We start from the raw sequence: 12,993 nt of genomic DNA, 5'->3' as shown, positions 1-12,993 counted from the left end.
CCGAACCCTCTCGACGTAAGACTTGAGCAAATTGAAACGGCGCTGGGAGATGGGCGTTGCGGCGCAGAGGGGCTGGGGAGGATGTCGACACTGGTAGGCGCATAAGTCCTTGCCAGGAGAGTCTAAGACCCACAATTGGTGAGGTGGAACATAGACGTGGTGCGGGGGAACGTGAAGCGCGGAACTCACAGAAGAAAGAGGCCGATCAATGACCGGCCCCTTGGAGCTTAGTTGATCACCAGCCTGTCGCGGTTCTTCTCCAACAGCGCCTTGCCGATACCCTTCACTTCCAGCAACTCATCCACCGCCGTGAATGGGCCATTGCTTTCGCGGTAGGCGATGATTGCCTTGGCTTTGGCAGCGCCAATACCGAACAGATCCCGACGCAGGGTCTCGGCGTCTGCGGCGTTAAGGTTGACCTTGGCGGATTGCTCGGCCTTGGCCATCTGCGCGCTGATAGGGGTTGGGGCTTCAGGCTTGATGGAAGGGGCTGCGGTGCTGGCGACGGAGAGGGTTGTAAGAACGGCGAAAATCAGCGAAGAGATGTAGGTGTTCTGCATTGGTGACGCTCCATGACATCGTTGAGAGAAAAGCAGCTTTTCCGAAGCTGCTTTTCAAACGTAGGTGATGTTGGAAATTCGTCAAAAACGGTTGAGTAACAGAGTATTAAATCAAGGCTCCAGACGGCGTTGCTGGTAAATCCAATCGACGATCTCTCCATCTGGGGAGTAGCCGCTGACCGTGTCGCGCAGGAGTTGACGGACGCGGGCGTAGTCGTCTTGATCCACGGCAGCCAATAAGTCCGAGAGCTTGCCTTTAAGCACTTCCCAAGACAGATGATCTTCGTTGGCGCTCATGATCATGGGGTGTTGAGTGGCGACCACGTTGTCGCCGATGAGTAACTCTTCGTAAAGCTTTTCGCCGGGGCGCAGGCCGGTGAACTCGATCGAGATGTCACCTTGAGGGTTCTCGTCAGAACGCACGCTGAGCCCGGATAGATGCACCATCTTTTTTGCGAGCTCGACAATTTTCACCGGCTCGCCCATGTCCAACACGAATACATCCCCACCCTGCCCCATGGACCCAGCTTGAATGACCAGTTGGGCCGCCTCCGGGATCGTCATGAAATACCGCGTGATTTTCGGATGGGTAACCGTCAGGGGACCACCGGATTTGATCTGTTTGTGAAACAACGGAATGACTGAGCCCGAGGAGCCCAGCACGTTGCCGAAGCGAACCATAGTGAAGCGGGTTTTGTTGACGCGGGAGATATTCGCCTTATCGCCGAACAATACCGGGGCGAGTTCTCGACTCAGGGCTTGCAGCGTCAATTCCGCCAGCCGTTTGGTGCTCCCCATGATGTTAGTTGGACGTACGGCCTTGTCAGTCGAAATCAATACAAAGTTGGCCACGCCAGACTGAAGTGCAGCTTGCGCCGTATTGAGCGTGCCGATGACATTGTTCAACACACCTTCAGCGATATTGTGCTCTACCATCGGCACATGCTTGTAAGCAGCTGCATGATAGACAGTGTCTACATGCCAGGTTTTCATAACATCGAGCAACTTGCCTTGGTTACGTACTGAACCGAGTATCGGCAAAAGTTTTACCGGCAAAGATTCGCGAGTAATACGTTGTTCCAACTCAGACAAAATGGTGTACAGGTTAAATTCGCTATGGTCGAACAATAATAACGTCGTAGGTTTGAGGGATATAATCTGCCGGCAGAGTTCTGAACCAATTGACCCACCTGCCCCCGTAACCAGTACAACCTGACTTTTAATACAGTGTTCAAGCAGTTCGCCTTGGGCTGGGATTGCATCACGTCCTAGCAAGTCTGCAATATCGACCTCCTGGATATCGTCGACCTTGACGCGTCCGCTGGCCAGATCCATGAAGCCGGGAACACTGCGAACGTGCAGAGGGAAACCTTCAAGAAAGGACAGGATTTCACGCCGCCGACCACGATTGGACGAGGGGATGGCCAAGAGAATTTCCTGAACACCTGTCGCGTCGATCATTTGTTGAATATGCCGGGGTTTATAAACATGCAAACCCGAGATAACACGATCAGAAATCCCGGGATCGTCGTCGATAAACGCCACAGGACGCATAACACGCCCCATGCGCAATGCGGCGACCAATTGGTTACCGGCAGACCCAGCACCGTAGATAGCGACTTTGATCAAGCCGTCATCACGATTTGTAAACGGCACATGCTGGGTGGCGGTGAACCAATCCCCAAGGAAATATTGACGCATCCCCAGGCGCAGGCCGCCAATCATGATCAGGCTTAGCCACCAATAATTGAAAACAATCGAACGCGGGACGACGTTCTGATGGTTGCTATACCAGTAAACCACCAGCGCCAAGATCAACGATGACAGGCTGACTGCTTTGATGATCGCGATCAGCGCATCATTACCGAAATAACGCATAACCGCCCGGTACATACCGAATCGCACAAACAAGGGAATGGCAACGATAGGTGCAGCAATGAACAGCCATAAATGCTGTCTGACCGGGTTGATCATCTCGTCGATGCCCAGGCGCACGACAAAAGCCATCCACAACGCGGCCCACACCACCACGATGTCAGTCAGCACCTGTAGAACGCGCTTATAACGCCTTGGTAGGCCAAGTAGCAGCGTGCGCAGCCGATCCATCCTTACTCTCCAAAGTTACATCTGCCTGAAAAAAAGGCAGGGGTGGCCTCACCATCAGACTACCTTAATTCGCATCTGCGCCTTAATGACAATCAGGGCGTATTGGCTGGCTCTAAAGAACCCGCATTAAACTTTATTGCCAACCAGACCAACGGTACATAACCAACAACCAAGCCTAGAACCCCATCTAAATCAAGCAACACTACAGCCAGGGCCACCGGAAGGAGCCAGAAAATATTAATACACGCAACAGCCAGCGTGACCGGCCGGTGCCTGCCGATCTGCCGGGAAGCAAACTGATAGGCGTGACTGCGATGCGCTTCGTAAACCTTGTCCCCACGCAACAGCCGACGTATCAACGTAAAGGTAGCATCGACAATAAACACACCCAGCATTATCAGCCATGCCCAGAACAACTGAGGCGATATAAGACACGCCTGTAAAGAAAACGCCCCCAGTATGATGCCGATAAAACCACTCCCTGCATCCCCCATGAAGATTCGCGCAGGAGGGAAGTTCCAATACAAAAAACCTACTACCGCCATGCTGAACACCAGCGGCGTCCAGACCAGTTGTGCATGCCCCGCCACGCCATAAACGACACACATTCCCAGGCAAGCACACAACGCCTCGATGCTTGCAATACCATCGATACCGTCCATGAAGTTGTAGAGATTTAGTAACCACACCAAATAAAGCACAGCCAGGAAGTTGCCTAGCCAACCCAGGTCAATCAAATGCCCGAAGATCTTTAGCGGCGCCAGGCCTTGAAGGAAAAACAATACCCATACCGCTGCAAGGAAATGGCCAAGCAAGCGCCAGCGCGCTGCGATATGCCCGTGGTCATCCATGAACCCCAGAACGGCAACGCCCAGGCCAGCCCCCAACATGCCCCACGCCCATGACCAGGGAATAAGGTCCGCAAAAGCGAGCACAGGCACAGCAGCGAGAAAGCTGATCACAATCGCGACGCCACCGCCTCTGGGCGTGGGTACTGAATGTGAGCTACGGGCGTTCGGAGTATCGATCAAGCTTGCTGACAATGCATAACGGCGCAGCTGCCACGTCAACAGAAGGGAAATGCCCGCCAGGACAGGGAGCAACCAGAGAAAATTCATCGTTTATTCGTATCCAGATAATGTCGAGCTGCACCATTCAGAGCTTGATCAACGCTGACACGAGGTGCCCACCCCAACAGCGAGCGGGTCTTGCGAATATCGACCTGCAGCGTTCCGCACAGGCGCTGAGAGAGCCCCGACATGCGGAATAGCTTAGCGACGAACGTCAAAAAGCGCGAAGGAATGGGAATCAAGCGGGCGGGTGCGTGTAATGCATGTGCCAACCTGCGCAATAGTTCAGTCGTAGAAAGGTCTTCACCGTCACTGACGAGAAAGACTTGATTGCTGGCAGCAGGGTGATCCAGGCAAGTAACAATCAGATCCGATACGTTTTCAAGCGCGACAAGGCTGCGTTTGTTATGTATGGCGCCCAAAGGCAACGGGATTCCCTTGGACAGAAAACGCATCATGTTCAAAAAGTTTGCTTTTACTCCGGGGCCATAGATAAGCACTGGCCGGATGATGACGATATCCATCTCGACGGCCTCAGCGAGTTGTAGAAGCCCCTTTTCGGCTTCCCATTTAGACAGGCCATACGCGTCAGCCGGGTTCGGCTCATCATCGGCGCAGAACGGTGTGCCAGCCGGCGACCCTTCACCGTTGACCTTGATCGAACTGATAAAGACAAAACGGCGAACGCCGGCGGCGGCGGCCTCCCTTGCCAGGTGCAAGGTAGCTTTAACATTGATGTCACGAAAAGCTTGTAGCGGATCAGCAGAATCGTCGGTCGTTATGTGCACACGAGCAGCGCAGTGGACAACAACATCCACACCCGCCAATGCCTGCCCCCACGCGGTCGTCGAATCAATATCGCCCATGACATGGGCCGAAACGTCGCTATCTAACCTTGTCGCGGCGGTACGCACGGAGGCAGACAGGCGATACTTCTTATCTGATTGCAAACGGCGGATCAGATCTTTACCCAAAAAACCGGTAGCTCCGGTAATAAAGATATGGTCCATCAGTTCTTTGTCCCCGAGCGCTTTAGGTATTCCAGCAATTTGAATGGAATTTTACTCAGCACCATAAGCAAGTTGGTGTATATCCCATTACGCTTGCACGCCAGAACAATTTCCCGATTTAGTTTCAGACTACTTTTTGTACCGGAGGTACTGACGCCGCCCGAGCGCATGCGAACCAGGACCTTATCAATATGCGAAAATCTGAGTTTTTTAATCAGGAGCAGGCGAACAAACATCTCGTAATCTGCGGAGATGGCGTACAACATGGAATAAGCGCCAACGTCGGCGTAAGCCTCTTTGCGTACAAATGTACCTGGATGGGGAGGCATCCACCCAAACCGCAGCTTCCACGAGCGAAAATGTGAAGCGCTATAGACACGCGTGACCCGCTGCAAGTCCTCAGGATTTACAAAAACAACATCACCAAAGACAAGCGCACTTTCTGGATTCAGACGAAACGCGGCTGCAACGCTCTCTAACGATGTAGGACTTTCATAGAAATCGTCGGAGTTGAGAATGCCGATAACATCACCCGTGGCCAACGCGATACCTTTGTTCATAGCGTCGTATATGCCGCGATCCGGCTCACTCACGATGGTTGCGATAGACGCAGCATATTCACCAACAATACCCATCGTATTGTCCTTTGAACCACCATCTATAACTATATATTCGACATTCAAATACGTCTGAGCCAATACGGACTCAATAGTATCCCTGATCGTTTTTTCGCTGTTGTAGGAGACCGTGATAATCGAAATTTTCAACACATCAACCCTTTACACGGCCGTAAACATCTTCAAACCGGACAATATCATCCTCTCCCAAGTAAGATCCCGACTGAACCTCAATCAGTTCTAGCGGAATGATTCCAGGGTTCTCCAGTGCATGAATCTGTCCAATAGGGATAAATGTAGATTGGTTCTCGGTAACCAAATACGTCTTATCACCATTAGTCACGCGAGCAGTACCGCTGACAACCACCCAGTGCTCCGCGCGGTGATGGTGCATCTGCACTGAGAGCTTCTCGCCTGGTTTTACGGTAATTCTTTTAACCTGATAGCGCTCGCCACTATCAATAGAGTCGTAAAAACCCCAAGGGCGATAGACCTCGCGATGGTCGGTATGCTCGTGGCGTTTGCCCGCCTTGAGTTGATCAACGATCTTCTTAACTTCCTGAACTTGATCTTTGTGTGCAACGAGGACTGCGTCCTTGGTCTCCACGATAATCAGGTCGTTTACACCAACAGTGGTGACCAAACGATGTGTGGCATGAACGTAGCTGCCGGAGGTTTTCTCAGACAACACGTCACCTTTGAACAGATTACCGTCTGCATTTTTCTCGCCTGCCTCCCAAAGAGCAGACCAGGACCCGATATCACTCCAGCCGGCATCTAAAGGAACCATGACGGCGTCTGAAGTCTTCTCCATCACTGCGTAGTCAATGGAGACATCAGGGCTGGTCGCGAAAATGGCACTGTCGACCCGAGTAAAATGCATATCTTGTTGCCCACCCGCCAAGGCTTCCCGACATACCGACACAATTTCCGGTTGAAATTTTTCCAACTCCTGAATATAGCGACTGGCTCTAAACATGAACATGCCGCTATTCCAGAAGTAATCGCCCTGAGCGAGGTAGGACTGAGCTGTAACCAAGTCAGGTTTTTCAACGAAACGACTGACCTTGAACCCTCCCGATCCAACAGGCGCACCCAGTTGAAGATAGCCATACCCCGTCTCAGGGGACGTAGGCGTAATGGCGAAGGTGACCAACTTGCCAGACTCCGCCAGCGCAAGCGCCGTAGCGATGCTGCTCTGGAACGCCTCGACATCTTGAATCAAGTGATCAGCCGCCAAGACGAGCATGATTGGATCATCCTGTTCAGCGAGTGCCTGCAGGGCTGCCAGTGTAATAGCGGGGGCAGTGTTGCGGCCTACCGGTTCAAGGATGATGTTCGCGTCGTCCAGACCCAACTGCCGAAGTTGTTCGGCAGCCAGAAAGCGATGATGTTCGTTGCAAATCAATCGCGGCGCCCCATGCTCAAGCCCATCAAGGCGCTTGATAGTGGCCTGGAGCATCGTCATATCGGCATCCACCAAGGGGAGAAACTGCTTGGGGTTCAATTGACGGGAGAGTGGCCATAGCCGGGTACCTGAGCCACCCGCCATGATTACTGGAAGAAACATTCAAACATCCTTAAGGCCGAGATCGACGCCGCAACATAAGCGCGCTCACTAATAGCCACTAAAAGTGGACCAGGTCAACGCCTGAAACCTGAACTTTACGGTGCCGGCGCCATTTGAAAACAATGCGCAAGCCGACGAGCCACCCCAAGCAACAAAGGCTAGCGCGAGCGAGCGTGCAAGGCGTTCTCGGAGAACCAGGCGTATGCGTCGCGAAGCCCCTCTTCGAGGCTGATGCTCGCACGCCACCCCAATCGCTCAAGACGCGAAACATCCATCAGCTTCCTTGGCGGCCCGTCTGGCTTTGTGCTGTCAAAGCTTAGGCGCCCCTTGAACCCGGTAACCTTCGCGATGGTTTGAGCCAGTTCGCGAATGGTGCAGTCTTCGCCCGTACCTACGTTGATATGAGAAAGCATCGGTTGGGTATAGGCGCCATACTGGTTCTGATCCAACTCCATGACGTGGACCGACGCACTGGCCATATCATCCACATGCAGGAATTCACGCATCGGCGAACCACTACCCCATATAACAACCTCTTCAACGCCTTCTTCGACTGCATCGTGAAAGCGACGCAACAGTGCGGGTATTACATGGGAGTTCTGCGGGTGGAAGTTGTCATTAGGACCGTACAAGTTAGTAGGCATAGCACTGCGATAATCGCGTCCATATTGGCGATTATAACTCTCACATAGCTTGATTCCGGCAATCTTCGCAATGGCATAAGGCTCATTGGTAGGCTCAAGCGTTCCCGTCAAAAGCGCCTCTTCAGGCATCGGTTGCTTGACGTTAATGGGATAAATACACGACGAACCGAGGAATAGCATTTTTTGCACGTCGTGCTGATGCGCAGCATGGATGACGTTTGCCTGCATCATAAGGTTTTCGTAGATAAACTCAGCCGGGTAGGTGTTGTTCGCATGAATGCCACCCACCTTGGCAGCGGCCATATAGACTTGCTCTATCTTGGTCTCAGCAAAAAAATTCATTACCGCAAGCTGGTCCAACAGATTCAATTGAGCCCTGTCGCGGGTCACAATATTGGTGTAACCCAACGCTCGCAGGCGTCGAACAATGGCCGAACCTACCATCCCCTTGTGGCCAGCAACAAAAACACATTCGCTCAATTGACGTGACATATTAATTCTCCAACGACACCGGCAAATCGTAACCATGATTCTTCAGCAGCGCGTGACGCTGGGCGACTTTCAAGTCTTCGCGAACCATTTCAGCACACATCTCCTGGGCGGTAATTTCTGGCACCCAACCCAGCTTTGTTTTCGCTTTGGTAGGGTCGCCAAGCAGCGTTTCAACTTCAGCGGGGCGGAAATAGCGCGGGTCGACACTAACCAGTACATCTCCGACTTTCAGCGCAGGTGCCTTGTCGCCAACAATAGATTCCACGATGCCACGCTCATCTACGCCAGTGCCCTCAAAACGCAAGGTCAGTCCCAGTTCAGCGGCAGACCAGCGAATGAACTCACGCACCGAGTACTGAACGCCGGTTGCGATAACAAAATCTTCGGGAACATCTTGTTGCAGCATCATCCATTGCATACGAACATAGTCTTTCGCGTGACCCCAATCGCGAAGCGCATCCATGTTGCCCATGTAGAGACACTGCTCAAGTCCCTGAGCAATATTTGCCAAGCCACGAGTGATTTTACGGGTCACGAAAGTCTCACCACGTCGTGGCGACTCGTGATTGAAAAGAATCCCGTTACATGCGTGCATGCCATAGGCTTCGCGGTAATTAACCACGATCCAGTAGGCATAAAGTTTGGCAACGGCGTACGGCGACCGTGGATAAAAAGGGGTGGTTTCCTTTTGTGGGGTCTCTTGTACCAAGCCATAGAGTTCAGAGGTTGAGGCTTGGTAGAAACGGGTTTTTTTCTCAAGCCCAAGCAAACGAATGGCCTCAAGAATTCGCAGCGTACCCATCGCATCGACATCAGCAGTGTATTCCGGCGACTCAAAGCTCACAGCCACATGTGACTGTGCTCCCAGATTGTAAACCTCGTCGGGCTGAACTTCCTGAATAATACGGGTCAGGTTCGACGAGTCAGTAAGGTCCCCGTAATGCAAGATAAAACGCTGATTATCAACATGCGGATCCTGATAGATATGATCAACACGCTGCGTATTGAAGGACGATGCGCGTCGTTTGATGCCGTGAACTTCATAGCCTTTTTCCAGCAAAAGTTCAGCCAAGTACGAGCCATCTTGGCCAGTGATCCCAGTAATTAACGCTTTTTTCAGGGTCATATCTACGTCCTAAAATTCTTAGATTTACTATTAAATCGCATTTAACATGCTGGTAATGACATCAGGCATCGTCGACTGGGCTTTCCACCCCAAGACCTGCTCGGCCTTAGCGGGGCAAGCTCGACTGACCAATAGATCAGTAGGCCTGAAAAATTCAGTGGATTGATCGACATAAGCCTTCCAATCGAGGCCCAACTGTGTAAACGCCTCAGCAACAAAGGTTTCAAGCGTATGGGTTTGACCCGTGGCTATCACAAAATCGCTGGGCTCATCACACTGCAGCATCCTCCACATCGCATCGACATACTCTGAGGCGGCCCCCCAATCTCGAGCGATATCCAGGCGTCCAAGAGTTAATCGCTCATCAGAGCCAGCAGCAATTCGTTTCGCTGTCGTGACAATTTTTTGTGTTACAAATCTAGAGGGGCGCAATGGAGATTCGTGATTAAACAAGATCCCTGTACAGGCGAAGAGATTATAAGCTTCACGATAGTTATCGACCAACCAGAACGCCGAAGACTTAGCCACTGCATAAGGGCTACGAGGGTGGAACGCCATCCCCTCAGCGGCGGGCTCACCGTTGGTATCCCCAAAACACTCACTTGATCCTGCTTGATAAAAGCGAATCGGACGCTCTGTCATCCGGCAGGCCTCAAGCATATTGAGCGTACCCAAGGTAATACTCTGGATCGTTTCGGCGGGCTGCTCAAAAGACAAACCAACCGACGACTGCCCCGCCAGATAATAGACTTCATCAGGCTGACTGCGCTTAAGAGCCATGAAAACGCTTCGAAAGTCTTCAGGCACCATGGACAGCAGTTTCACCCGAGGAAAGATATCCAGTCGCTTGAGGTTGACGAATGAAGATCCCTGCGCATCCCGAGAAGTACCCCAGACGGTATAGCCCTTGCTAAGCAACAGCCTCGCGAGATAAGCACCATCCTGGCCGCTCACACCGCAAATCAGGGCGGTTTTTTCTGAGTATTCCAAAGTATTACCTTTGTAATGAATTATAGATCGATAATGTTTCCTGGCCACACCGCTGCCATGAGAAATGGTTTAAGCGCTCAAGACCGAGCCCAACCAACCTCGCAACTTCGCTGTCAGAATAAACCACTCTCTCTATCGCCACAGCCATTTCGTCATCATTACCGGGGTCAAAAAAAGCCCCCGCATTGCCGATGATCTCAGGCATGGAACTGGTGCTGCTGCTGACAACAGGACAAGAGTGCGCCATTGCCTCTAAAGGTGGAAGACCGAAGCCCTCATAAACAGAAGGATAAACAAAGGCCTTTGCACCCTCATAGAGCTGCCCCAGCAACGCATCATCACCGCCGATCTGCCGCACCTGACCCGCACTAAAACCAAGACTTTGCATCAACGCCTGTTCGTCTTGAGAAAACTCTCCGCCGCCAAAAGCGACAATATCAAAATCGGACTTTAATCGCTTGGAGCGTGCTACGGCACGGAGTAATCCGGCGAAATTTTTGTAAGCGTAGCGTGCGCCGACATACAGCAAATAGGGCCTGGGCAAATCGCAATATTTTTTATCCGAAACTTTTTTAAATTGCTCAAAGCCTAAATGAACGACTGACAACTTACTCTCGGGGACTGCAAACAACCGCATAAGGTCCTGACGTGTGCTTTCCGAAATGCAAATAACGTGATCAGCACGCTCGACAGCCTGCTGCTTGAGCGCGGTCGTTTTATCTTGAGATGAAAAGCTTTCGGGATACAATTCATGGATCATATCGTAAACCGTTAGTACGACCGGGCACTTCTCCGAGACAAAACTTGGGCGGCGACTGTAATAGGTCTCATGCACTACCTGAGGCTGCCAACGACTCATTTCCGACCGCCCTTTAAGGCGGTTGTAAGCGAGTATCAGCCGAGCCGTATGAGGCGGGTATTTTTCCATCCAGCGGCCACGAACAATTCCCTCGGGTAACTCCTTCAGATAGGCATTGCGATGAAGAGGTGAGAAAATACCCACATCATTACCCGCGCCAACCATCTGCTCGGCGATACGAGCAAAATAACGAGAGATCCCCCCATAATTTTGCAATGAGAATATTTGGTGATCGAACGCAACTCGCATATATCTGTTCCCGAAAGAAAACAAAGCCCAATCTGTTTAAAATCGAGCTTGCATTGCATTAAATTTCGAACGACTACTTATCAAAGTAAGCCTATCATTTATGTAAAACCTATATCACACCGCATTTCGCCAAGTTATCTTTCGAATATCAAGACTAAAAACAAACAAACGAAGTGCCACTGCAATATAAGTTATCCCTAGCGACAACAACATCACAACGGGATTATCGATAGCGAGTAGATCAAAAACGCTTTTAAAAAAATAGAGTAGCGAAACCGAAATAACCAACGGAATAAAAATGGCGTCTATGTACCAGGTCTTCGCAGGTTTAATATTTAACTTCTTAAAGACAATCGGAGGACAGAAGGTAAAAAAACCGATATTCAATAATAGCCAAGGCCAAGCACTGCCCGCCAAGCCATAAGAGGCAGCCAAATAATACGTTAATGGAACCACAAGAACGGCAGCTATAAAGTTTTGCCAGACGCTGAAACGCGTCCATCCGTGAGCTAATTGCAATGCATAAGGCATATTCATGAATGAATGAATCATGGTGCCGAGAACCAGTATCATCAAGGGCCCACTCGCCGCAGCGGCGATATGTTGATCCTGCGTCCATAACGAAAGCACCTGATGACTGTAAAATGCAATCCATACAGAAAACGGTATTACCAACATCGACAGTATTTGACTCGCCCTAATATAATAGCCAAATGCCTCTACGGCACTACCAGAAGCAACAGATGCCACTATCTTCGGGTAATAAGCATTGAAAACTGGAGATATAAGCCTGAAAGCGATCGTACCCAGCGTCCAAGCGAGCATGTAATAACCAAAATCTGTTAATGACAACGTCTTTGACAAAACTATCTTATCCGCTTGCATAAGTAGAAACGCAAGTGCATTCGTCGCCCCTACTCCCACTGCAAAACCTCGAAGGCGGCGAAGCGTATCAAGAGAGAAAGAAATAGAATCCGTCCAGCCTACCAACTCGCGAATGAGTTGAATACGCAAAATAAAAACAGTCAAAAGATTTATTACGCACTGCCAAATAAAAAACCATTCAACCGTTGGAGAAACCAGCCACAAGACCAACACCGTTCCACCCGAACGGAAAGTCGCAAAGATGGAAGTTGCAATATTTAATTCAACCTGCTTTTGAAGACCTGTAAGAGCACCATAGTAAAATGCTATAGGAAACTGAAGAACAAGCGCCCCACCCATTACTCTTAACGATTGAGTCACAGAATCCAGCTTATCAGGACTTATATCCAACCAATAATTGGAAATCAGCGGCGCTAACAATATCACCACCGCACCAGCAGTGAGTGCAATACCCCAAAAAACCCACTCAACACTTCTCAACAATAGAATAACTTTTTTCTTTTCCAGCGACGAAGCCGACTCATAAACAGAGGCCTCTTTAGTTGCCACAGCACCAAATCCGCCATCAAGCATCGACATAGCAGAAGATAGAATTACGAAAAAGCCTATTAACCCGTAACCCTCAATACCAATAAACTTAAGATACAAGGGTACGAAACAGATACCCATAAGAGCAGCCCAACCCTGCCCCAAAAAATTTGCCGCTACATTTTTAAGAACGCTATTCATGCGGCATAACCCTTTAACACATAAATCTTACTTCAAAAAAACTCATCCTAGAAACCATTCGATTATATTTACTGATAAATAATGGC

11 protein-coding genes are annotated in these 12,993 nt (G+C 50.5%); all 11 read right to left on the bottom strand.

Going from position 1 to position 12,993, the window contains the following annotated elements; genetic code table 11:
• Positions 1 to 227: 227 nt before the first annotated feature.
• The 11 genes from LRO94_RS08920 to LRO94_RS08870 all read right to left on the bottom strand — a co-directional run bounded on the left by LRO94_RS08920 (position 228) and on the right by LRO94_RS08870 (position 12,907).
• A complete protein-coding gene (locus LRO94_RS08920; protein ID WP_032888945.1) occupies positions 228 to 560 on the bottom strand; it encodes a ComEA family DNA-binding protein in 333 nt (110 codons plus the stop codon).
• Positions 561 to 671: 111 nt separating this feature from the next.
• A complete protein-coding gene (locus tag LRO94_RS08915; RefSeq protein ID WP_032888943.1) occupies positions 672 to 2,666 on the bottom strand; it encodes a polysaccharide biosynthesis protein in 1,995 nt (664 codons plus the stop codon).
• A gap of 92 nt (positions 2,667 to 2,758) precedes the next feature.
• Complete coding sequence (locus LRO94_RS08910; RefSeq protein ID WP_032888941.1) at positions 2,759 to 3,784, bottom strand: MraY family glycosyltransferase; 1,026 nt, start codon at positions 3,782 to 3,784, stop codon at positions 2,759 to 2,761.
• Complete coding sequence (locus LRO94_RS08905) at positions 3,781 to 4,746, bottom strand: UDP-glucose 4-epimerase family protein (protein ID WP_179179338.1); 966 nt, start codon at positions 4,744 to 4,746, stop codon at positions 3,781 to 3,783. The genes LRO94_RS08910 and LRO94_RS08905 overlap by 4 nt, the downstream gene beginning before the upstream one ends.
• Positions 4,746 to 5,513: a glycosyltransferase family 2 protein gene (locus LRO94_RS08900; RefSeq protein WP_179179339.1), complete on the bottom strand. Its 768-nt coding sequence runs from the start codon at positions 5,511 to 5,513 to the stop codon at positions 4,746 to 4,748. Before LRO94_RS08900 ends, LRO94_RS08905 begins: the two co-directional genes overlap by 1 nt.
• Positions 5,514 to 5,517: 4 nt before the next feature.
• A complete protein-coding gene (locus LRO94_RS08895) occupies positions 5,518 to 6,933 on the bottom strand; it encodes a mannose-1-phosphate guanylyltransferase/mannose-6-phosphate isomerase (RefSeq protein ID WP_032888937.1) in 1,416 nt (471 codons plus the stop codon).
• Positions 6,934 to 7,091: 158 nt separating this feature from the next.
• Positions 7,092 to 8,069 (bottom strand): GDP-L-fucose synthase, encoded by a 978-nt coding sequence (fcl, locus tag LRO94_RS08890; protein ID WP_032888936.1) that lies wholly within the window; start codon positions 8,067 to 8,069, stop codon positions 7,092 to 7,094.
• A gap of 1 nt (position 8,070) precedes the next feature.
• Complete coding sequence (gmd, locus tag LRO94_RS08885) at positions 8,071 to 9,195, bottom strand: GDP-mannose 4,6-dehydratase (RefSeq protein WP_032888934.1); 1,125 nt, start codon at positions 9,193 to 9,195, stop codon at positions 8,071 to 8,073.
• A 30-nt stretch (positions 9,196 to 9,225) separates the two neighbouring features.
• Positions 9,226 to 10,185 (bottom strand): GDP-mannose 4,6-dehydratase, encoded by a 960-nt coding sequence (locus LRO94_RS08880; protein ID WP_095184200.1) that lies wholly within the window; start codon positions 10,183 to 10,185, stop codon positions 9,226 to 9,228.
• A gap of 4 nt (positions 10,186 to 10,189) precedes the next feature.
• Positions 10,190 to 11,293, bottom strand: coding sequence for a glycosyltransferase family 4 protein (locus LRO94_RS08875; protein ID WP_233896988.1), 1,104 nt, complete (start codon positions 11,291 to 11,293; stop codon positions 10,190 to 10,192).
• Positions 11,294 to 11,407: 114 nt separating this feature from the next.
• Positions 11,408 to 12,907, bottom strand: a complete 1,500-nt coding sequence (locus LRO94_RS08870) for an oligosaccharide flippase family protein (RefSeq protein ID WP_179179340.1) — start codon at positions 12,905 to 12,907, stop codon at positions 11,408 to 11,410.
• Between the last annotated feature and the right edge of the window lie 86 nt (positions 12,908 to 12,993).

This window comes from Pseudomonas sivasensis (assembly GCF_021391435.1).
GTDB classification, from domain to species: Bacteria; Pseudomonadota; Gammaproteobacteria; order Pseudomonadales; family Pseudomonadaceae; genus Aquipseudomonas; species Aquipseudomonas sivasensis.
The sequence above is the reverse complement of the archived record's forward strand: the minus strand, read 5'-3'. Positions and strand labels throughout refer to the sequence as shown.